Annotated in this window: 12 protein-coding genes and 1 pseudogene; 6 read left to right on the top strand and 7 right to left on the bottom strand. The window is 47.1% G+C overall.

From position 1 onward, the window contains the following. Positions 1–21 precede the first annotated feature (21 nt). The 6 genes from H8A87_RS16430 to H8A87_RS16405 all read right to left on the bottom strand — a co-directional run bounded on the left by H8A87_RS16430 (position 22) and on the right by H8A87_RS16405 (position 7,589). Positions 22–516, bottom strand: coding sequence for a TIGR00645 family protein (locus tag H8A87_RS16430; RefSeq protein ID WP_198691012.1), 495 nt, complete (start codon positions 514–516; stop codon positions 22–24). Positions 517–772: 256 nt separating this feature from the next. Beyond that, positions 773–1,531, bottom strand: coding sequence for a 2,3-dihydro-2,3-dihydroxybenzoate dehydrogenase (gene dhbA, locus H8A87_RS16425; RefSeq protein ID WP_198691011.1), 759 nt, complete (start codon positions 1,529–1,531; stop codon positions 773–775). Next, positions 1,531–2,406 (bottom strand): isochorismatase family protein, encoded by an 876-nt coding sequence (locus H8A87_RS16420; RefSeq protein WP_198691010.1) that lies wholly within the window; start codon positions 2,404–2,406, stop codon positions 1,531–1,533. Before H8A87_RS16420 ends, dhbA begins: the two co-directional genes overlap by 1 nt. Further along, the gene (locus H8A87_RS16415) at positions 2,403–4,031 is read right to left on the bottom strand and encodes a (2,3-dihydroxybenzoyl)adenylate synthase (protein ID WP_198691009.1); all 1,629 of its coding nucleotides are present in this window, start codon (positions 4,029–4,031) and stop codon (positions 2,403–2,405) included. Before H8A87_RS16415 ends, H8A87_RS16420 begins: the two co-directional genes overlap by 4 nt. Then, positions 4,028–5,218 carry an isochorismate synthase gene (locus H8A87_RS16410; RefSeq protein ID WP_198691008.1) on the bottom strand — a complete coding sequence of 397 codons (1,191 nt, stop codon included), beginning with the start codon at positions 5,216–5,218 and terminating at the stop codon, positions 4,028–4,030. Before H8A87_RS16410 ends, H8A87_RS16415 begins: the two co-directional genes overlap by 4 nt. Before the next feature lie 142 nt (positions 5,219–5,360). Next, positions 5,361–7,589 (bottom strand): TonB-dependent siderophore receptor, encoded by a 2,229-nt coding sequence (locus tag H8A87_RS16405; protein ID WP_198691007.1) that lies wholly within the window; start codon positions 7,587–7,589, stop codon positions 5,361–5,363. 309 nt (positions 7,590–7,898) lie between these two features. Here H8A87_RS16405 and fes point away from each other — a divergent pair, with 309 nt between their 5' ends. The 5 genes from fes to H8A87_RS16380 all read left to right on the top strand — a co-directional run bounded on the left by fes (position 7,899) and on the right by H8A87_RS16380 (position 22,899). Next, a complete protein-coding gene (fes, locus tag H8A87_RS16400; RefSeq protein ID WP_198691006.1) occupies positions 7,899–9,200 on the top strand; it encodes an enterochelin esterase in 1,302 nt (433 codons plus the stop codon). Positions 9,201–9,245: 45 nt separating this feature from the next. Beyond that, positions 9,246–9,458, top strand: a complete 213-nt coding sequence (locus tag H8A87_RS16395) for an MbtH family protein (protein WP_198691005.1) — start codon at positions 9,246–9,248, stop codon at positions 9,456–9,458. A 59-nt stretch (positions 9,459–9,517) separates the two neighbouring features. Then, positions 9,518–18,115: an amino acid adenylation domain-containing protein gene (locus H8A87_RS16390; RefSeq protein WP_332460389.1), complete on the top strand. Its 8,598-nt coding sequence runs from the start codon at positions 9,518–9,520 to the stop codon at positions 18,113–18,115. A 38-nt stretch (positions 18,116–18,153) separates the two neighbouring features. After that, positions 18,154–19,440 carry an enterobactin transporter EntS gene (gene entS, locus H8A87_RS16385; protein WP_198691004.1) on the top strand — a complete coding sequence of 429 codons (1,287 nt, stop codon included), beginning with the start codon at positions 18,154–18,156 and terminating at the stop codon, positions 19,438–19,440. Positions 19,441–19,776: 336 nt separating this feature from the next. Then, positions 19,777–22,899, top strand: a complete 3,123-nt coding sequence (locus H8A87_RS16380; RefSeq protein WP_198691003.1) for an autotransporter serine protease — start codon at positions 19,777–19,779, stop codon at positions 22,897–22,899. Between the two features lie 362 nt (positions 22,900–23,261). Here the strand turns inward: H8A87_RS16380 and H8A87_RS16375 are convergent. Then, positions 23,262–23,527: pseudogene (locus H8A87_RS16375) on the bottom strand (helix-turn-helix domain-containing protein). A 185-nt stretch (positions 23,528–23,712) separates the two neighbouring features. On the opposite strand from H8A87_RS16375, the gene H8A87_RS16370 reads away from it, so the two are divergent. Continuing rightward, positions 23,713–24,084, top strand: coding sequence for a hypothetical protein (locus tag H8A87_RS16370; RefSeq protein WP_232370321.1), 372 nt, complete (start codon positions 23,713–23,715; stop codon positions 24,082–24,084). Positions 24,085–24,365 lie beyond the last annotated feature (281 nt).

The following is a 24,365-nucleotide window of genomic DNA, read 5'->3' as shown; positions in this document are numbered from 1 at the left end:
TGTGTTTGCTTGAGTGGTCGCTTAGTGTTTGTGGCGCGTAAGTTTATCAAGATATCCCATCACAAATGCGGACAAAACAAACGTGAGGTGGATAATGACATACCACATCAGTTTATTGTCCGGCACATTCTTGGCATCCATGAAGATGCGCAGCAGGTGGATGGAGGAAATAGCAACAATTGAGGCTGCAACTTTATTTTTGAGTGAAGTGGCATCCATTTTTCCTAACCAGCTCAATTTCTCCTTGCTTTCGTGGATATCCAACGTTGAGACAAAGTTTTCATAGCCAGAAAACATCACCATCACCAGTAACCCACCAACCAGAGCCATATCAATCAGAGAAAGCAGTGTCAGGATCAGGTCAGACTCTGTAACGGAAAAGATATGCGGCAGGATATGCAGGATTTCCTGAAAGAATTTAATCGCAAGGGCAAGTAGCGCCAGCGATAAACCAAAATAAACCGGCGCAAGTAGCCAGCGAGAGGTGTACATCGTGTTTTCGAGAAAGCGTTCCATGGTGTTTTTGATGTGTGGCAAAAGGGGCCGTAGTATAGATCAATAATGTGACAGCTATGAAATACATATCGCGTCAGGTGTTCAGCTGTTGCATAAAGGGCATTTTGTTATCGCCAGTAATATACAAACCACTCGTCAATTGGCTCAGATAGAGCAAGGGGCTTTAGCCCAATGAGATCTTGATAGGTTGTGGGAATGGTCAGATTCTACCCATGATGCAGGCTTGTGATAGAGAGCCTGCATCCATTGTTTTTACTCAGCTACCCAATGTCGCTCCACCATCAACGACAATATCCTGCAAGGTGATATGGCTGGCGAGATCTGATGCAAGGAAAAGAACGGTGTCCGCAATTTCTTCCGGTTGTGCAATTTTTTGCAATGGAATACCCAATTTGAATTTGTCAGGAAAACCCTCAATGGTATTTTGTTCGGAGGCCGCACTTTGCCACATACTTCGTAGCATGGGAGTATCCGTTGAACCGGGAGAAACCAGATTGCAGCGTACCCCATAAGGCGCCAATTCAAGTCCGACACTTTGGCACAAACTACGCATCGCAGCTTTGGAAGCGCCATAAGCCGACATTTCAACCCGTGGAACATGGGCAGCATTAGAGCAGATAGAAACGATGTTTCCACTGCGTTGCCGTTGAAATTGTGGGATCACGGCTTGAAATAAATTAAAAGCCCCACCGGCATTGACGTTGAAACATTGTTGCCAGTCTTCCCAGCTCAGGTTTTCTGTTCGCCCTGTTCGTAGGATGCCGGCACCATTGACCAATACATCCAAGTGAGGTTCTGCTGCGAGTAATTCACGGCAGCGCTGGCTCACGGCTGTATGGTCACTGACATCTAACTCATAGGCAGTAAAAGGAAGGTCAGTATCGGGAAATGCCAGATCCAATCCGATGACTTTCGCTCCGGCCTGACTGAACCGACTAGCAATGTGATAGCCGATACCCCGTCCTGCGCCTGTCACCCAAACATGTTTATTATTGAAATCGAAAGTTGCGTTCATTATTTGGACTCTTGTCTATCCGTAAGCAGAGTGAACCAGTTTGCCAGCGTTGGGGTTTTCACTAGCGAGATAAAATCAATGTTATGGTTTTCATGGTTCCAATGTGTCATCAGAGACATTATTTTTACGGAGTCGAGACCGTAATCCAGCAGGTTTTCGTGATCATCAATATCACCGCAGTCATCATCTAGCAGAGGTAAAATTTCAGCGCGGAGACGTTCGCGTGTCCATTTTGGAAACGGGGATATTTCGTTGAGCAGTGTTTCTGTTGTCAGTACACGGCCACAGCGGCCGGCAATATAACGTAGTGCCATGATATGCTCGTCGCGGCTGAAATCTGCCAGTGCATCAGCGACAAAAAAAGGTTTGATGTCGCGCATAAAAGCATCAGTGGCCGTCGTCATGCAACCAATATGAGCATAAACACCGCAGATGATTAATTGATCACGCTCCATGACTTTCAATTGTTGCTCCAAATCTGAGCGCTGAAAGGCGCTGTAACGCCATTTTATCAAGACGGTATCATCGCTTGCAGGCGCCAGTGCGTCAGTGATACTTTGCTGTTCAGGATGCAGATTGAGTCCTGCTCCCCACATATCATTCAGTAACCCACGGTCTGCATCACTTTGATGATTGGGTTGGGCGGTGTAAAAAACGGGGATCCCTAGTTGTTTGCACTGTTTTCTGAGGCGCGCGATATTGTCGATAATTTGCATCACTAACTGGCTATCAGCTTTCCAGAAATTGAGGAAATAATTCTGCATATCATGGATAAGTAATGCGGCACGCTGATTATCAAATGGCCAATCTACTTTATTGCTCGGCAGTTCTTGAGTTGTGGGCAGAATATAATCGTTAATTTTTGGAATGCTCATTTTGTTTCTCCGACATGGCCTAACATGTTCTGTGCGATTTGGCGTAACGTTTGTTTATCGATTTTGCCGACTGGCGTCATGGGAAGGTACGGAACGTTTTCAAAGCGGTCGGGAAGTTTGTAATCAGCGATACCTTGCTCGCGTAAAAAACGGCGCAATATGACCGATTTTATCTCTTCGCGGGTGACAACATAGGCACAGCTTTTTTCTCCCATCAGTGCATCAGGAATGGCGATCAATGCTGCATGGATCACTTGTGGATGGCGTAACAGCAAATTTTCAATTTCTTCTGCCGCAATCTTTTCGCCGCCACGGTTAATTTGATCTTTTTCCCTGCCCACAACTTTTAGATAGCCTTGCTCTGTTTGAATAACTAAATCACCCGAACAGTAAAAACCATTTTCATCGAATACGTGTTTGTTGTATTGATGGTTCTGGTAGTAGCCACGGAACGTATAAGGCCCGCGAGTCATCAGCCTGCCGGGAACACCATGTGGTAGCGGGTTACCCAGTTTGTCGGCGATCCATACTTCATCATCATCACTGATAGGACGGCCTTGAGTGGTGAAAATGGTTTGCTCATCATCATCTAGCCGTGTGTAGTTCACCAATCCCTCAGCCATGCCAAATATCTGTTGTAACTGGCAACCCAGCTCTGAAGGGATTCTCCGTGCCAGAGATTCACTCAGGTGTGCACCGCCTACCTGTAATAACGTCAGACTATCAAGCGATGACTTATCCGCTGTCAGCGCAATGGCTTCCAGCCACAGGCTTACCGCAGGAGGAACCAGGGCTGCCACATTGATCCGATGCTGTTCAATCAAAGGGAAACAACTGGATGCACTGGGATCATTGACCATAATCACTTGACCGCCTGCATAAAAAACGCCTAATGCTCCCGGTGAACTCATCGGGTAATTATGGGCGGCAGGAAGGGCGCATAAGTAACGTGTTTGCGTATTAAATTGGCAGATATCAACGCTAGCGCGAATACTGTAGTAGTAATCATTGTGAGTGCGGGGGATCAGTTTCGGGGTGCCGGTACTACCACCTGATAGCTGGAAAAAAGCGACTTCATCTGCCTGTGTGGGCATCGCGGTAAAGCTATTCACTTTTTCATCAGTCAATACCGTTAAATCTATCGGGCTACAGTTATCCCCTCGCAGGAATACGCTGGTCAGTGAAGGATAACGTGTATGGAGTTCGTGAATAAAAGTATTGTCAGAAAACAGTGAATGGCTACGGTCTGCGATCAGTAGTGAAGGTTTAATCTGTTCGGCGTAAGCCAATAGCTCACTGCGCTGGTGACTGAACAGGGCATTGACGGGAAGCACGCCTAAACGCAGCAGGGCAAAAAAGGTGATATAAAATTCCGCGACATTGCCTAATTGCACCAATGCGGTTTGCCCATGCTGAACACCGCGGCGCTTGAGGGAAGCGGCCAGATTATCCGTTAGTTGATTGAGTTGGCGATAGCTATATTGTCGCTCCGAGCAAATCAGCGCGGTATTTTCATTATTAGCCTGACGACTGAATATGTCGTCAAGGGGAAGGTCAAGCCAGTAGCCGCGTTGACGATAGCGTTGTGACAGGTCTTCAGGCCAGTGATTGAACTCAATACTCATAACACACGTTCCTTGTTATCGGATAATCCCAGAGCCTGTAGCATGGTGCCAAGTTTCACCCCCGTTTCCTGCCATTCGGCACTGGGTTGGGAGTCAGCAACGATGCCTGCTCCTGCAAAGAGTCGAATATGGTTTGCAAATAATTCACCACAGCGAATAGCAATGACCCATTCACCATTGCCCTTGGCATCACACCAACCGACAATGCCACCAAAATAGTTGCGTTCGAAGGGTTCGAGTTGAGCGATGAGTTCGTATGCCCGCTCTCTTGGTGCCCCACAAAGTGCTGGTGTCGGATGGAGCAGACAGGCCACTGAGAGTGCGTCAGCGTGTTTATCGCATAATTCGCTGCGTATTTCTGTGGCGAGGTGCCAAAGTAAAGGTGTACTGAATATTGAAGGAGAGTCAGGAATCATCAGTTCAGTGCAATGTTCAGTGAGTGCGGTTCGTATTGCATTAACCACTAATTGATGTTCATGGTGATCTTTAGCCGAATGCAGCAGCGATTGTCGTAAGGCGTTATCTGCTGCGGTATTGCGGCTTCTACGCGATGAACCTGCCAAGGGGTGAGAAATAACGGTATTGCCCTGTTTACGTAGTATAAGTTCTGGGCTGGCGCCGATTAACGTGCTGTTGCCCAGTGGAAGGTGGAAATTGTAGCTATAGGGATTTTGGGCATTAAGCTGCATAAAAAGTTGGATAGTGTCAGGCTTCTGCTCAAATTCAATGTCCAGCAGGCGTGAAAGGACGACTTTATCAAGCTGACCATGATGTATGGCATCAATAGCCTGAGAAACCATCCGGCAAAACTCTGCTTTTTCGGGCCATACATGACACTCTTGTAATGGCAACACTGGCGAAGGAGGTGGCGCGGAAAAACGTAAGGTTTCTCGTTCCAGCCAACGGTGCTCGTAAGGAATGTAGAGGGCAGAAGGTTGGCGTTTATCAAAAGGAATGGCGCCCACTGCGATGGGGTTTTTAATCCCGGCCTGCTCAGCCTGATGGAATAATTGGGGTAGGTGATCACACAATGGATTGTCAATGCCATCATGATGACTGGCAGGTGTTGTTATTTTGGTAAAACATCCTTGTGCATGCAGGCTTTTATTTGAGGATAGGAACACAAAATCATCACAACTAAAGTCTGGTAATTGGGATGTGTGATATTCAGTAGTTAACTTAAGCACGATGTTTCCCTATTATTTTAAAATAATAGATTCAATAAATTGGTGTAAACGTAAAAAAAGTGGCTCAACACATATAAGCTTGCGTTGATGAAAGCAAATTCACAGTGGCAGAAAGCTGCCACTGAAATAAGTGAATTTTGCTTTACCAGCTATATTCCACCGTGGCAAAGATACTGCGTCCGCTACCGTAGAAGCAGGCACCGTCATTCGAGCACGAAGCGACGTAACGTTTGTTGGTCAGGTTATTCACATTCAGCTGTACACTGGCGCCTTTTAACTGAGGTGACGCTTCACCAAGGTTGTATTTTGCCATCAGATCGTAGAGGGTGTAGGGGTTTACATGGAATGTCTCTTCATAATCACCGGAAGTGGAGCCGATATAGCGTACGCCTGCCCCCAGTGTAAATCCTTTCAGAGCTGTCTGTTGGAAGCTATAGCTACCCCATGCAGAAGCCGCATGTTCAGGAATCGAAGGCACCCTTTTGCCAATACGTGAGGCATTGCTATCGCTTTTGGTTTTGGTATCTGTATAGCTGTAGGCTGCTATCAGATTAATTTCTGGTGTGATTTGGGAATGAATTTCGGTTTCCACCCCTTTTGAGCCAATTTTGCCAATTTGCTCTTTAATGCGAGTGTTTGGATTACTGCTAGTCACGTTTTTCTGAGTGATATCGAACAGGGAAAGTGTTAACAGGGTGTCGTGATCTTTTGGCTGGAACTTGATGCCTATTTCAGTTTGTTCACCTGTTGTGGGTTTGAATGCCGGTGTGCCAGGCGCTCCTTGGGACAGATTGGGTTCAAAGGAAGTGCTGTAACTGATATAAGGCGAAATACCGTTATCAAAGGCATACAATAAACCCGCTCGTCCTGTGAAAGCACGGTCTTTTTGTGTTATTGATGTGTTCTTGATGAGGTTTTGTTGCTTTGTTTCGGTCCAGTCATAACGCCCTGACAGAACTAAGTTCCAGTTTTCCCAATTGAGTTGATCTTGTAAGTAAATACCTAACTGATGGAGTTTCTTTTTATCATTTAAGATAATTGAGAGATCTTTTTCATTGACGGGAATACCCCAGATTGGATTTGACCAATCAAAATGGTATTGGCCTTTTTCATCCCAGTTACGCCACAATTGATTGTGATTATTTACCCATTTGTAATCTACCCCACTGATGATGTTATGCTCAATATTACCTGTTGAGAAAAGGGCCTTCAGTTGGTTATCCATGCTTATTCCCTGCGCTTCATTATGTTCGCGCTGTGGAAAACGTTTAATGGAAGGGGAAGGCGGTGTGAGATCTGATGCATAAACTAAATATTTTGTACGTTCATCTGACGTTGAATAACGCAGGTTTTGCTGGAAAGAAAAGACATCATTAATGTCATGCTCAAGCATGTAGCCGATAGAGATCTGTTCCCGTCTGGACTGATTAAAAGAGGGTTCACTGAGATTCATATCGTAGGGGATATAGCCCACATTGGAAACTGGCGTTACGGTGCCGATTTTAGGGTAGAAGTTGCGGTATCCCGCCTTGGGATCGTACTGATAACTGGTTAGCAACGTAAAGGTCGTATTATTGTTGGGTATCCATGTCAGCGCTGGGGCGATGGCTATCCGCTCTTTCTTATGACCTTTGACGAACTGTTTCTGGCTGCTGAGAATACCATTTAAACGATAGAGAACGGGGATATCATCACCCAGTGCTCCACCGAAATCAAAGGCCAATTCGCCAAGGCTCTGATTACCCGCTTTCATTTGTACCTTATGAATGGGCTGGGCAGTCGGCCTTTTGCTGGTCATGTTAATCAAGCCACCGGGGCTGACCTGACCATATAGCACGGATGCCGGCCCATGTACCAATTCCACACGCTCCAATAACCAAGGATCAATCTGTCCTACAGTGCCCCCTGAACTGTTCGTGCCATAGCTCAAACCATCAAGGAATTTAGGGGCATAACGGAAGCCACGTGTGATCACTTCGTCATTGCGGTTGGAAGAGCCGCGGTAATTGGTGACAACACCGCTTGAATAATTCAGGGCGTCAGCAACCGTTGCCGCACCTTGCACTTCCATTTGTGTGCGGTTGATGACGCTGATTGACTGGGGCGTTTTGATGAGGGGAGTGGTGCTTTTGGTGCCAGCAGCACTGTCTGATTCTACGAAGTGTTCTACTGAGTTGCCTTTACTTGCGTTTGTGACGGTTATGGTGTCTTCGTTGTTATTGGCAGCCCTATTATTGCTTGTATGGCTTGCTGAAGCATAGGGAGATAACAGTAAGGCAGAAGTAAGTATTAAGAATAATTTACTATAGTTATAGTTTCTAGTTATTTTATTTGCGGATTTCAACATTTCATTCTTGATAGGCAGTACCATGGATTTCATCTCTCAAAATAGACTTGCTTTTAAATAATTATTAAAAATCAATAAAATAATTAAGAATTATCCCATTATAACTAAACTGAATAGTGAGGGCATCCTGCCACGTTACCCCAATAATTATCCATTAACTCTATTAGCCAATAGTTATGATTAATAAAATAGCTTGAATAATATTGCAAACGAAAATCGTTATCAATATCATTTGTTAGCGATAATTATTTTGATTTACTGAGGTTATTGTTAGTTCGGTGTATCAGATAGGCACGTTATTTGTGAGCGAATCTTTTTGAAGGGGATAAAGGGATGAAGTTAGTATTTCAGCCATCAGGTACGGTAGATAATTTATTATCCGCTCCTCATGTTGGCAGTGAATTATGGTGGGAAAATATCGCTATTTTGGGCACACCTATCATAGAAATTGCGATAAATCACCAAGTTCAAGCGACATTCTTTTGGCGAGACCCTAGCGGGGATGAACAAAATTCAGATTTTCGCCAAGTCTATATCGATATCAATGGCGTCACTGATCATCACCACCCACAGCCACAGAGCCTGCAACGGGTGCCTGAAACGGATATCTGGCATTGGTCGGTGAGCCTCGAAGAGGACTGGAGAGGGAGTTATCGATTTATCCCTGTCACTGATGCCCATTTGCCCCCCGAATTTTCCGATGAAATCAAACAGCGCAACCAACAGCAACGTGAATGGTGGATCTCACTCTTTCCATTATCCAGTCCCGATCCTTTGAATCTACAAGGTTCTCACCGTAATGGGCTTGGCGTGCCTTTATCCGCAATTCACATGCCCCATGCCCTAGAACAGACAGCATGGGCGTTAACCGGGGTAAATCCGAATCATGTCACGCGGTCGGACAAACGAGAGCCCCTGCTTTTGCATTGGCAGAGTGACCGGCTCAATAATCAAAGGCGTATTTGGCTTTATTCCAGTGGGGAAGAAACCGCGCTTCCACGCCCTCTCATCATTCTCTTGGATGGGCTGAATTGGGTAGAGAAAATGCCGATTTTTCCTGTCATTGACGTGGCGACTGAAAAACAGCAGATACCAGATGCAATCTGGCTTCTGATTGATGTTATTGATATGCCCCACCGGGAGCAGGAACTCCCCTGCAATCATGATTTTTGGCAAGCGATTCAGGATGAACTGTTACCGCTTATCGCACAGCATGCCACCTTCAGTGATGATCCTGAACAGACTATTATTGCAGGGCAGAGTTACGGTGGGCTGTCGGCACTGTATGCCGCACTCCACTGGCCACAACGCTTTGGTTGTGTTCTCACGCAATCGGGGTCTTTCTGGTGGCCTGATAGCAAAATTGTTCAACAGTTTATGTCATCTTCTGAACATAAACCTGGTTGGCTGACACAGCAGGTTTTTGAGCAAAAAGTGATTCCTTCATCATTGAAAATCTTTCAAGAGGCGGGTTCCCACGAAGCAGATATCCATTTTGTGAATGATCAAATGTATGCCGCGTTAAAAGAGGCCGGGCATCGTGTGAATTACCGCGTGTTTAATGGCGGGCATGATGCGCTGTGTTGGCGCGGTGGATTAATTGATGGACTTAGCTGGTTACTGGCTGAAAAGTGATACGGCAAACGATGATTGAAATCCCGAATATGATGAGAACCCACGATGAATCTGGAACAAAAAAATCCTTTTGATGATGATGAAATCTCTTTTTATGTACTGATCAATAATCAACAGCAATATAGCCTTTGGCCCGCTTTTGCTGCCCAGCCCCCCGGTTGGGAGAGGGTTATTGGCCCAGATTCACGGACAGCATGTATCGCATACATAGAAGAGCACTGGGTGGATATGCGCCCGGCCAGTCTGCGCAAACTATAGGTGAATCAAGATTGATAATGCCGATGGTTTAATCTGTAGATAAGAAAGGATAATAAAACGTGCTTAATGTATTACCGCTGTCTGAAGTTAAACAGGTCAATCTGACACTACCGCTAGTGGCTGCCCAGCCCGGGATTTGGATGGCCGACCAAATCGCCAGCCAGCGCAATGTATTTACCATTGCGCATTATATTGAAATGAATGGAGAACTGGATCGTTCCTTATTTGATGCGGCTATCCGCCAAGGTTTGGCTGAGGCTGATACCATTCATGCGCGATATTTTATGAATGAAGAGGGGATACCTGTACAGCAAATTCCTACTTTCCGTGATGCGCAACAGGTTATTGCACCTGAATGGTTTGATTTCACCCATGAACAGGGGGAAAACGCGTCACAGGAATTAATGCGGGCTGATCTGGCCACTGAATTACCCGCAGATGGGGAACGCCCGCTTTACCGGCAGGTCATCATGAAGGTCAGTGCCCGGCCTGAACGATGGTTTTGGTATCAGCGTTTTCACCACCTCATGCTGGATGGCTTCAGTTTTGATGCACTGACCCGACGTATTATTGATATCTATAATGCGTTAAGCACAGACCGTCGACCTGCTGAAAATCCTTTCTGTCCGTTTGAGCAGGTAGTCAAAGAATATCAGGATTGGCAGCAATCGCCCGCAAAAGCAGATGCGGCAGTGTTCTGGCAACAACATACCCGTGAACGCGGTGCTTCCGTTTCACTTTCCACTGAAGATATGGTGAATACGGGCAACGCTTTACCTCTACATTACGATTGCCATTTTCCGATGACTCAGTTTGCTTCATTAAGGGAAGATGATTCGCTGCGGAAATTCCAACCGGCTGAAATTGCGATGGCTGCACTCTGTATCTATTTCTACCGTATGAGTGGAGAAAAACATCTATCGGTTGGCTTTCCTTTTATGCGGCGTCTGGGGTCTCAAGCGCTTTGTGCGATGGGGCCTGTAGTCAATCTTTTGCCTCTGCAAATAAAACTGCGAGACAGTATGACGCTTGCCGAAGTAGCGAAAGCGTTTGTGGATGAAATGAAGCAAGTTCGTCGTTACCAGCGATATGAAGCCGAACAGCTACGTTGTGATCTGGGTTTATCAGGCAGCAATAACGCGCTTTATGGCCCCGTTTTCAACTATAAAATCTATAACGGGACATTGAAGTTAGGCGGTAAGCCCATCAAGACACACACGCTCGCGATGGGGCCTGTGGATGATTTAGAATTTGAATTGTGCAGTTATGATGACCAGCTTCACCTGACACTTATCGCCAATCGAAAAAAATACAGTGAACAAACCCTACAGTGGCACGGTGAGCGGATTAGCTATCTGTTGAATCAATTGCTGATGCAGCCGCAACAATCTATTGCGTTCACGCCAATTATTCTGCCACAGGAACAGCAACGGCTTGATGAATGGTCATGCGGGCCGAAAATCCAAATGCCTGTAACGGGTGTTTCTGTGCTGGATCTCTTTTTGCAACAGGTCGAACGGCAGCCTGATGCCGTCGCTATATGTTGTGGTAATGAACGGCTGAGTTACCGTCAATTGATGGCAAAAGTGATGCAGCTTGCGCGTTTCTTGCTGTCGCAGGGGATCGGGGCTGAGGATGTGGTTGCCATTGGCATTCCTCGTTCGGTGGATTCAGTGATTGCTATTTTGGGTGTGTTGGCCAGTGGTGCGGCTTACATTCCTCTTGATCTCGATTACCCGCAGGAACGTTTACAGTTAATGTGTGACGATGTTCAGCCAGTCTTGCTGATCACACACCTGAATACGCGGGCACAAATGCCTGAAATACCCAAGACTGTCTGTCTTGATGATCATCAGATAGCGGCGCAGTGTGCCAGCTTGTCTTCGTTACCTGTCACAGACGAAGAACGACGCGAAAAACTGTGTAGTGAACACTTGGCTTATATGATTTACACCTCAGGTTCCACAGGTAAGCCAAAAGGTGTCATGAGCACACATGGCGGGTTGCTGAATTTATTGACCTCCCATGCCGTACATTTGTTTGGGCCTGTCATTGAAAACTTTTATCGTCAGCACGGTCGGCGGGCACGTGCAGGGCATACTGCATCTTTCTCATTTGATTCTTCTTGGGAACCCCTGTTTTGTATGATCCTGGGCAGTGAGCTTTATATCTTTGATGAGGAACTCAGGCGGGATGCGTGGGGCGTGATACAGCAAATGAACCTGCTACCGGTTGATATCATGGATATTACCCCTTCCTTTTTGACCCAGCTCATCGATAGCGGTCTGTTGGAGAAAGGCAATCACCAGCCTGCGTTCATTATGATTGGTGGTGAGGCCGCCACGCCACGGTTATGGGAATTGCTTAAACAGCAGCCGCAAATTGATATCCACAATTATTATGGCCCTTCCGAATACACTATCGATACGCTGGGCGCCAGTATTCAGGTGTCCGAGCAGCCTGTGATTGGGCGCCCAGTTGCCAATACCGATATCTGGCTTCTGGATAGCCATTTACAATCCGTACCAATTGGTGCAGTGGGAGAACTGTATCTCTCTGGAGCGGGTATCGCACGCGGTTATTTGCATCGTCCAGGGCTGACGGCAACACGCTTTATCGCCAATCCATTCCGTCATGGCGAAGTTATGTATCGCAGTGGTGATCTTATGCGTTGGCGGTCTGACGGGCAGCTTGCATTTATTGGTCGCGTGGATCATCAGATCAAAGTACGTGGTTTTCGTGTTGAATTGGGTGAAGTAGAAAATGCTCTGGCTGATTTGCCGGAGGTCAGTTCTGCTGTCGTCATTGCAGAATCCATCGGTGCAACCTACCGACTGCTGGGTTATTGTGCTGTACCCGATGGGCAACAACGCGCCTTGCCTGATATTTCTGCTCTGCTATTGGCTGAGCTAGCAAAGAAACTGCCTGATTATATGGTTCCTTCCCGATTAATGGTATTGGAAACCCTGCCTCTCACGGTCAATGGCAAAATTGATCGCGATGCGCTACCCAAATCGCAGAAACTTCAATTGACTGTGGGGCGAAGAGCGGAAAGTGAGCAGGAAAAATCTATTTGTGACGCCTTTTCCAGCCTATTAGGTGTGCAAGAAGCCAGTGCAGATGATGATTTCTTTGTGCTGGGAGGTGACAGTATTTCCGCCATGGCGCTGGGAACACAACTACGTCGCCTTGGCTGGCAGTTACGTCCACGGGATATTTTCAGTGAACGTACACCTGCGCGTATGGCATTGAAAATGACGCCTGTCGCTATCGCGAAGCAGACTCCTGCCCGTATTCAAAAAGGGGCGCTCGATAGCCTGCCTATTTTGCATTGGTTTGCTGAATCTCATGGGATCAATACCCGTTTTGCTCATGGCGTATTTATACGCGTGCCCGCAGAATTACAGCCGCAACACTTATCACAGGCACTGATTGCCTTAGTGCAAGCGCATCCTGCACTGAATGCGTTTACCCGCGATAACCAGCTTATTGTGGGGGAATCGACAGCCTTTGGTAAATCAATAGCCGTTGATGAGTCAATAATTGTGCCGGAGGAGACTTATTGCAGCACATGGCAAAATTGCCAAGATATTGAAACTTGTGCAGAGCAAGCCTTCCACGATGCGGTTATGCGTCTGGAACCAGATAGTGGTCAGTTATTCCATACCTGTTTATTACAAAATAGCGGTGTGTCGCAGGGATTGGTGTTCGTTATTCACCATCTGGCGACTGATGGCGTTTCATGGCGAATACTCTTGGATGAGTTACGTCAAGGAATAGAAGCAGCAATAATTGGCAAGCCCGTGATTTTGCCAGCGGAAGAGTACACTCTGTACGATTGGAATGATTATCTACGCCAACATCTGCCTCAGCGTGCCGCAGAATTGCCTTTTTGGCAAGGTATGCTGGATGAAAAAACGCCTCTTTTAGGGCAGCGTCCGTTGGATGTTCAGCGGGATCGCCGAATAAATTCCCGCGAAGAACGGACATTATTGAGTGGTGAACAAACGGCAGCATTGTTAGGAATATTGCCAAAGCAGTATCACGCTAATGTTGAAGAGATTTTATTAACGATATTGGCAATGGCTTGTTACCGTCACTTTAATGCCAGTAAATTACGCTTCCAGCTAGAGTCTCATGGCCGCATTGAATTAGAACAAACGGGCGATTTGGCTCGGACTGTTGGCTGGTTGACGGCTGAATATCCGATAGTGGTCGATTTGCTACAGAAAGGGGAATGCCGGCCTGCTGAAGTGGTGCGGGCGGTGAAACGCGTTCTGCGTGCTGTGCCTGATCGTGGTATCGGCTATGGTTTGCTGCGTTACCTTGATCAAACTGGGCGAAAAATATTCGCACCACAAGAGACGCCGGAAATCTTATTTAATTATCTGGGACGTTTTGTCGGGACAGATAACTTATGGTCGCCACAACGGACTAAAAATCTTTTTCGGGATGCTTTTGCTGTTTATCAAGATCCTGCAATGTCCCTGAGCCACAGTTTGGAAATCAATCTGTTCGTTGATGAGCAGGGAAACACTCCGCTGTTGGTGATTAACTGGCAATGGGTCGATGGTATTTTCAGCCATCAGGATATTGCGGAACTACATCGTGGCATGGCATGGGCGGCTGACCGCTTAATACAATTCGCCAGTCAGCAGCCCCAGCAGGCTGTAGCAACTTTAGTCGCCGCAGAAGTGGGGCTATCCGGTGTGGAGGAGAACGATCTCACTCAACTGAGCGAGCGTTATGGGCCATTATCTGCGGTATTGCCGCTGCTTCCACTGCAACAAGGGTTATTATTCCATGCACAGACAGCCACTGAGCATGGCAGCTATAACTCATTGACACGACTTTCTCTATCTGGGTCATTGGCATCTGGGCCATTGACAGTTGCTGAGTTACGCCGGGCGCTGTCGGCTTTAGTTCGGCATCATCCTCAGCTTGCTGCCCAATTTGACACGGAACAAAATGCTTCTCCACTGCAACTGATACCGATCATATCCGATGATAAAGATTATTGGGCACTTGGTTTCCATCAACTGCCTGAACTGACGGTGGAAGAGGAGGAAATAGCATTACGGGAACTGGAAAAAGCAGAGCTTGCACGAGATCTCTTCCAGCAGCCAGCCGGAATGTTACACGCATTGCTGGTACGCCACGGTAAACGTTTACGTTACACGCTATTGCTGAATGCTCATCATCTGGTCGTCGATGGCTGGTCAACCCCTATTTTGGTGCAAGACCTTTTGATGTTGCTGAATCACGGCGATCACGTCTTGCATAGATCTGGAATTCGTTATCAAGACGTCGTCCATCAATTATTGGCACGTGAGGCGGAGCCTACTCGCCGATGCTGGCAACAGGTATTGAAAGGGGTTCAACCAACATGCTTGTTCGGCGAACACCCTCATACTGGCGAGGTTAAGGCGCTTGAGATATTAATCGAACCCGCGATGGAACAGGCGTTAATCGGCTTGTGCCAGCAACGTGGTTTGACACTCAATACATTGATGCAAGGGGTTTGGTCTCTGCTGTTGAGTATACACAGTGGCTCATCTGATGTTGTTTTCGGCTCTCCGGTATCAGGACGGTTTGGCCAGACCGAAGGGCTGGATCAGCATGTCGGGCTATTTAGTAACACCTTACCGGTTCGAGTGATTCTGGATATGGCGCAGCCACTATTGCCTCAACTAGAGCAATTACAGGCGCAGCAGATCCAATTGATTGAACATGACAATATTGGTCTTGGTGAGATTCAGCAAATTGCAGGTACCAGCACGCTTTTTGATACCTTACTGGTGGTTGAAAACTACCCTGAAGTGGCGCAAAGCAAAGAGGGCGCCGAAGGCATCGTCTGTCAGGGGATCAATAGCTGCGGTTATACCCACTATCCTTTGACGTTATTGGTGTTGCCGGGTAAGCGTCTGCGTCTATTGATGGAATATCGACCAAGCGTTAAACAGCCTGAACGCTTGGCACAACGCATACTCATCTTGATCCAGCAATTGATCGAACAGCCTGAGATCGCACTGCGGGACTGGGTTTTACAAACGGTTGATGAAGCGGCGTTGATTGAGGAAGTCAATAACACCTATCATGAAATCCCTTCAGGAACACTCCATCAGGCCGTGATCGAGCAGGCCAGAAAAACGCCTGACGATTTGGCGTTATTGGATAACCATCATCGCCTGACCTACCAGCAAATGCGCCTTCAAACCCGCTTGTTAGTTGATCGTTTAATTGAAGCAGGTGTACAGCCGGGGGATATTGTTGGGGTTGCATTATCACGTTCAGTAAGGCTTAGTCTGGCGTTACAGGCGATTCTGGAAGCGGGGGCCGCATGGTTGCCTCTTGATACGGATTATCCTGATGAGCGCTTGACCATTATACTGGAAGATGCCCAACCTCGATTAGTGATGACAGAAAGTGAGTTTCAGGTACGTTTTGCTAATCAGGCACCTTTGTTGTTACTGGATAAACTGGCGGATGAAACACAGCAGCCCGTCCATTCTGCCGCCAATGTAACTCCTGAGCATACGGCGTACATTATCTATACTTCTGGTTCGACAGGGCAACCCAAAGGGGTCATGGTGAGCCACCAAGCCATTGTTAACCGCCTATTGTGGATGCAGGATGCTTACCCACTGACTACGGATGATGTGGTATTGCAGAAAACGCCCTGTAGCTTTGATGTTTCTGTATGGGAATTTTTCTGGCCGCTGATGGCGGGAGCCCAGTTAGTGATGGCGCCACCAGAAGCGCATCGCGATCCCGCAACTCTTCTTCAGCTTATTGATGACTACCGTGTGACTACGTTGCACTTTGTTCCATCAATGCTGGCAACCTTAATTGATTCATTAGCGTTACGAGAGCAAGAGGCCTCTTTCTGCCACAGTCTGAGACGCGTTTTCTGTAGTGGCGAAGCCTTGTCATGTGAACTGGCGCGCCGCTATCAAACGCTGATGGCAGCACCTTTACATAATCTTTATGGGCCAACGGAAGCGGCGGTGGATGTGACGTGGCAGCCGGCGTCTGGTGAGGTATTGGAACGTTGTAGCAGCTCTGGTGTTCCTATTGGCCGGCCAGTATGGAATACCCAATTACGTATTTTAGACCCGTGGCTGCGTCCCGTTCCTATCGGTGTGGCCGGTGATCTCTATCTCAGCGGCATTCAGTTAGCCACAAACTACTTGAACCGAGCCGATCTGACAGCCAGCCGTTTTGTGGCCGATCCGTTTGCATCAGGCAGACGGATGTACCGAACGGGTGATATTGCATGCTGGTCAGCCGACGGTGAAGTTGAATACCTTGGGCGCAGTGACGATCAGTTAAAAATACGCGGTCAGCGTATTGAGTTGGGTGAAATTGAACAGGTTTTACTGGAACAACCGGGAGTGGCTCAGGCTGCGGTCGCTGCGCGTGAACTGGGGAAATCAGGTCAGGCAATTGATAATGCTGATGCTCGTCAGTTAATTGCTTGGTTAATTCCCCAATCAGGTGTGGTTCTGGATACTGAAGCACTACACCAAGCGATGACTAAACGATTGCCTGTTTATATGCTGCCTGTCAGCTATGTGATACAGGAAAGTTTCCCGTTGAGCGCAAATGGGAAATTGAACCGCAAGGCACTCCCGATACCCGAAAAATTGACGACGGGCAGGCTACCTCTAGCGGGTTTGGAAAGCCAGTTAGCTGAATTGTTTGCCGAAATTTTAGAGTGTGACACCGTTTGGGCCGATGATGACTTCTTTGCTCTGGGAGGGCATTCACTGCTGGCAATGCGGCTGGCAGCCGAAATACGCCGCCGTTTTAATCACTCTGTTTCAGTCGGTCATATCATGGTCGCGCGCAGTGTAGAAAAATTGAGGGCGTTATTGGTTGATGAGCAAAGGCAGAATTCGGCAGAAAATCGTGGTGTGGGGGAAGTCCTGCCGCTGAGGGAAGGCACTGGGCCGGCACTGTTTTGTGTGCATCCTGCATCAGGTTTTGCTTGGCAATACAGTGGGTTGTTGCGTTATCTGGAGGAGGGCAGGCCGATTATCGGATTACAGTCGCCTCGTCCCCGTGGTGTGATTGCTGACTGTGATAGCCTCGATGCAATGTGTACACGCCATTTAGCAACTTTGCGAAATATCCAGCCTCATGGGCCTTATTATTTGCTGGGCTACTCTTTGGGCGGAATGTTGGCACAGGGCATGGCGATTCGTTTACAGCAAGAAGGAGAAGAAGTGGCTTTCTTGGGTTTATTGGATGCTTATCCCCCAGAAGGACAGGATTGGGGAGGGTTAAGCGAGGAAGAAGCCAAACAGGAAATTGCCCGTGAACAGGCGGAATTTATGGCAATCACAGAAGATGAGAGTGATCCGCAACTACGTATGGAAAAGCAGACGATGTTTGAGGACATCGTGGCTAACTATCAGGATGCTGTCCGCAGTTTATTATCTGCTGTTAACCAGAAATATGATGGCGAAGCCACACTGTTTGTAGCAACACGGACTCTGCCTCCTGAGCTGGATGTCGAGGGAACGTGGGCGCCTTGGGTTCGTCAGTTAAGGGTTTATCGGCAAGATTGTGAACATGCAGATATCCTTTCTCCTGTTTCACTGGAACAGTGGGGGCCATTGCTCAATAACTTGTTGAAACAATGCCGTCATTAACTTTATGTGTTTAACGTTATCGAATCGTATGGAATATCATGGCTAAGTCATCAATCTTTTTGGATTTTAGTTTGCTCAGAAAGAACTCACATTTTCGAGCTATCTTTATTGCCCGCATGTTATCTGTCTTTGCATTGGGAATGCTGACCGTTGGTGTCCCTGTCCAAATGCAATTTCTGACGGGTTCTACCTTACAGGTGGGAATTGTGGTTGCACTGGATGGTGTCGGTATGTTTATCGGGTTAATTCTGGGGGGGATACTGGCTGACCGTTATGATAGGCGTAAACTCATTTTGTTTGCCCGTGGCACCTGCGGTATCGGTTTTGTGGCACTGAGCTTTAACGCATTTTTAGACTCGCCATCACTGTATATGCTCTATTTTCTTTCTATTTGGGATGGTTTTTTTGGTGCGTTGGGCATGACGGCGTTAATGGCGGCAATCCCACACTTAGTCGGACGGGAAAACCTGGCTTCAGCAGGTGCCTTAAGCATGGTCACTGTTCGTATAGGAGCCATTATTTCCCCTGCATTGGCGGGTATTATTATTGTCGTTGGTGGGCCGGGGTGGACTTTTGCCGTTGCAGCAATGGGTACATTAGCAACACTGCTACCCCTGATGAGACTCCCTGAAATGAAACCTCAGCCAAGCAAACAAGAGCATCCGATCAGTGCGCTGATAAGCGGTGTGAAATTTGTTTTGCAGCATAAAATTGTGGGCAGTGTCATCTTGGTGGGAATGATGATCAGTCTTGCAGGAGCAGTACGTATTCTGTTTCCTGCGTTATCTCAGGAAGTTTACCATCAAGGGCCATCAGCGACTGGGCTGATGTATTCCGCGGTTCCGCTGGGGGCTATGCTCGGTGCTTTCACCAGTGGCTGGATAGGACGAAGTACCCGGCCAGGAATTTTACTGGTGATATGCGCCCTGTGTTCCTTTATCACGTTATCCATGCTGGGAGTCGTCACAAATATCGTTCTGGCATTACTGGTGTTGGTTTGTTATGGCTATTTAAATGCGTTTGCTTCCTTGCTGCAATTTACCCTTATTCAGAGCCATACGCCGGATCATTTATTGGGACGCGTGAACAGTTTTGTTACTGCCCAAGATGTGACTGGCGACTCTTTGGGAGCATTGGGATTAGGTTTTATGGGGCGTTTATTGTCTCCGGTAATGACTGTCTTTTCGTTTGGAACTTTTGCCGCGCTTGCCTGCTTGTTGCTTGCGGCAGTAGTAAAACCCCTGCGTCATTCCACACTGAGTGGCAACGATCCAGTATCAGAAACAAATCCTTCAAGAAATAAACTTCAGAAAAGTGATAGTTGATAGCAGTGAGGCTGGCTCTCACCATTGGCAAAAATACTCAGCATTTAAATAAATTACAGCGTGATATCAATATCACGCTGTACACCACTCCTTATTCATCCCGCCTCATTTCATCTCACCTAACGGTTTCAAAATAACATTATTTATTGGCCTTGTTTAAAATATGTATAAATAAAGGTTAATAAATTGTGTCACTTTATGGTGTGTTTAGGTGGTGCAGGTGATGGCGTTGATTAAACTCACTTTTAACGATCCCCTTCATGGTTTCATCCCGCCAACACAATAAAAAACATAAGCACTGTTACTTTTGCAAATCAACAATGGATGGTAACTGAGATGAAGAAGCGATACAGAATCCCTCGAAGCACTCTGGCTGCCGTGCGTTTATCAGTCAAAACCCAACCCCGTATACTTTACCACGCCATAGCCTGCTGTCTGGCGGTTGCCAGCGCTGGGGCGTATGCGGAAAATTATATCGAAAAGGGGCGGTTGGGTGATCCTGCCAGCTGGCGAACCAACGAATTCAACGCTGAATGGGGACTTGGCGCTATTCACGCTGATGAAGCCTATGCCAAAGGCTATACCGGTAAGGGGATCAAACTGGGGATATTTGATCAACCAGTTTATGCCAAGCATCCTGAATTCGTGGGAAAAGATAAAGTTATCAATCTAATTACCTCCGGGATACGTGAATATACCGATCCCTATATTCAGGTAAAAAAAGGGGATAAATTCACTTACAACGGTACACCGTCCGTGGAAAGTAACGGTAAGTTGGGGGCACACGGCGTCCATGTTGCGGGTATTGCTGCGGGTAGCCGAGATGGTGGGGAAATGCATGGCGTGGCCTATAACGCCCAAATACTGAGTGCAGACAACGGCGATCCCGGCCCTGAAGATGGCATAATATTAGGCAATGATGGCGGCGTTTATCAAGCCGGTTGGAACGCATTGATAGACAGCGGTGCTCGCATTATTAATAACAGTTGGGGTATTGGTATTGCTAAGGAGCTTGAAGGGGGAGGGAAAGATCCGAACGCGGCGCACTTTACTTTGGCCGAAGCTCAGAAGCAGTTTGATGAGATCAAACCGATTTTGGGCACAAAACCTGGCGGTGCATATCAGGGCGCAATTGATGCTGCCCGCAGCGGCATTGTGACGATTTTTGCCGCTGGTAATAGTGGCAACTTTAGTAACCCGGATGCTATCGCGGGTCTGGCTTGGTTTGTGCCAGATATCGCGCCAAACTGGCTGACAGTTGCTAGTTTGCAGCGAGATCCAAACAGTACCAACAGCGTACCTTATTCCATCAGTGGTTTTTCCTCCCGTTGTGGTTATACCGCCAGCCTTTGTGTCAGTGTGCCCGGCAGCAATATCTATAGCTCAATTATCAAAGGAAAAGGGATGGATGATCTGGAAGTCGGCTACGATAACTACAGCGGTACTTCGATGGCTGCACCACATGCTGGCGGTAGTGTTGCTGTCTTGATGGAGCGCTTTCCGTACATGACTGGTGCTCAAGTGGCTTCCGTTCTTCGTACTACTGCTACTGATATGGGAGAAAAGGGTATTGATGAGCTTTACGGTTGGGGGTTGATCAACCTCGGTAAAGCGATAAATGGCCCTGGTATGTTCTATACCGCAGCCGATATTCCTGAAAAATTCCGCATTCCAGATCCTGACGGCGTGACCTACGGCAACGGTCAGTTTATTGCTGATATTCCCGGTGTTGGGGTTGTTCTCGATAAGGGTAAACCGACTGAGCGTGTCTGTGATGATGGTCAGTGTGCTCGGGATCAATGGAGCAATGATATCAACGGTCATGGCGGACTCACCAAACAGGGCAACGGTGCGCTGACCCTCAGTGGTCAGAATACCTATTCTGGTCCAACGCTGGTCAAACAGGGATTACTGAATGTCAGTGGTAGCGTTTCTTCCTCTGTTTCAGTGCTGGAAAGTGGTGTTCTTGGGGGGAATGGTACGGTTGGTGAATTGAATGTACAGCGTGGCGGAACTGTTACTCCGGGTAATTCTATCGGAACTCTTAATGCGACTGAAAAGGTTACTTTTGAACCTGGCTCTTATTACGCTGTTGAAATCACAGCTGATGGGCATAGTGACCGCATTCAGACAGCTAAAAGTGCACAGCTTAATGGAGGAGAAGTTGCTGTTTCCCTTGAAAATACGGGTAACTTGCTTTCTTTTAAAGACGTGCAAAGCCTGACTGGTCAGCAATACAATATTCTTAGTGCGAAGCAGAGTATCAATGGCCGCTTTGATAACGTCGTTCCGAATTACTTCTTCCTTGGTACTAGATTGTCTTATCAGCCAAGTAAAGTCACTCTTCATGTTGGACGTAATGATACAGCCTTCGCGGATGTAGCTAAGACACAGAATGAATATGCTGTCGCTGCTGCGGCCGATACCCTCGGCGCGGGCAATCCGGTCTACGAAAGCATTCTGACTAGCGCTTCTGCGGAACAAGCGCGATACGCGTTTCGTCAGCTGGATGGACAGATCCACGCTGATATCGCTTCCCTGCTGGTGAACGACAGCCGTTATCTGCGCGATACATTGAATGCTCGCCTGAGTCAGGCCGAAGGCCGTTCGTCATCACCTGATATTCGTGGAGATGATAACGGTGCATGGGTTCGACTGCTTGGCGCATGGAGCCACGCTTCTGGTACACAGAATGCTACGGGTTATCAGGCTTCCAACTACGGTGTATTCCTTGGTGCGGATGCTCTCATTGATGATTACAGCCGCCTCGGTATCGCGACTGGTTACACCCGTACTTCCCTTGATGGCGGTAACAATGCCACTGCTGACAGCAATAACTATCACCTCGCTCTTTATGGCGACCGTCAGTTTGGTGATTTGGCTCTGCGCACCAACGGTGGATTCACATGGCATCGTATTGATACCAATCGTTCTATTGGCTATGGCAATCAGTATGATCGTGACAACGCGAAGTACAGTGGACGAACTGCGCAGTTGTCTGCGGAACTTGCGTACCATCTGCCTGCGGGTTCGGTGAATTTGGAGCCATTCGTTAATTTGGCTTATGTCAATTTCCGCAATGACGCCATTAACGAGAACGGTGGTGCCGCGGCACTCCACGGCAACAGCCAGCACACTGAAGCTACACTCTCCACACTGGGTCTGCGAGCCAATCACGGCTGGCAGACTTCAGGGGGCTCTTCCGTTGTCCTGAATGGAGAATTAGGTTGGCAGCACCAATACGGTGAGCGTGAACGTGCTACAGGCTTGGCATTCCGTGGTAGCAACACGACCTTTGTGACCCGTAGTGTGCCTGCTTCTCGTGATGGTGTGGTGTTGAAAGCTAATGCAGAGATGAGTGCGAGTAATAACGTGTCATTCACTCTTGGCTACAGCGGATTGCTGTCCAGCAGTCATCAGGACAATAGTATGAATGTTGGTTTTAGATGGCAATTCTGATGATGAATAGAATGAAACTGAGGCTAACTGGCTGATTTTAGGTAAAAAATAGGCATCTTTCGATGTCTATTTTTTTGAATTGCGGCTAGGAATCGAAAATAAATATAACCATTTGAATATATTTAATTTATTTTTCTATATTGCTTTTGTGCCCCTTTTAATGCCCCCGAAATTTTTTGCTTCCTTATTATCACTATCTTTATGATTTTATTTATCTTTCTTGGTATTTATCTGTTTTATCATCGTATTAAAGCAAAAAAGCCACGAGGTTTAAAAATGGTCAAATTTGGCTGCCATTTTAATCTCCGGGCTTCGTATTAAAATTTATTGTTTTCACGAAGTAGATCACAAACTGAGGCCGATTATTCCTGTGGTTTATTGCGAACCTTACGTTCAATCAGTTGACCATACATATCAAAATAGCGGCTAGGCCAGATTTCTAAGGGATGTATTTCGAGATAGTTAGCGATAATCCATTCACTTTTCGGCCATAGACGAGAAAGTGTATTCGCTAGTGTCGAGGAACTGTGAGTCCCGCTTCAGGGGAGACAGCCGCTAAGGTTGTACCACGCTTACGTAATGCAGCAATAATATCGGCCTGATGCCGGTCATTTCTAACGTTATGCATTCCTGCTACCCCCTCCATTAATTAATCATTGATGGTGGCGATTCAAGCAAGGTTTGCAGACCGGGCTAAGATTCCGGCGAGACCGAAGCCTCCCCTGCCGAATCACCATTGAAAGGGCTATAGCGAACACACTGGTAGAAATATCCTACCAGTGTTCTTAGCTCAAGGCTGCAAAACCCTGACCATTGGATTTTGCCAATGGCGGGGTTACTTTAACTGATTGTTTTATCCCGCAACCGACACAGTTTTGTCGCCCCGAAGCCTGTAGCGAGGGTAACAGCGAAATCCCGTTTACCTTGGGTGAACATCTGCTGTCAGTCTGGTTACGTTCTCCCTACGGGCTGAAAGTGTTAATCAGTTCACTTTATTGTGATTTATGGGAAAACCACGGTGATATAGCGAAGCAACGTGATAAACCAGAAGGTAGTTTAAAGCAACGAATTGAACGTTGGTTGCGGCAAAAACTAGAAGCCGGGCAGCGTATTGAAAAAGTTTCCAGTCAGGATTACCTGCTGGCGATGGAACAAGAAAAAGAACAGGAGAAGATTATTGAGTAATGAAAACTCGATTTATTGCCATGATTGCCAGAAAATACTTAAACGTGATTTATACATTAAACTTGTCGAAGATGACACGAATAAACCGATACCTAATACGTCTTACACACTGACAAATAACAAAATGGTGCACTCGGGAACAAGTGATGGTAATGGGATGAATCTTGAAGAAGGTTTAACCAGCCCCCCTTTCACGGTTAAAATAGGGTTATGTATTAAATAGTTAGTTGCTGTGATATGCTTCCGACTTTTTAAGGATGAAGCATGGCCCAAGTTGACGT

The organism is Xenorhabdus lircayensis, assembly GCF_016306625.1.
GTDB lineage: Bacteria > Pseudomonadota > Gammaproteobacteria > Enterobacterales > Enterobacteriaceae > Xenorhabdus > Xenorhabdus lircayensis.
The sequence above is the reverse complement of the archived record's forward strand: the minus strand, read 5'-3'. Positions and strand labels throughout refer to the sequence as shown.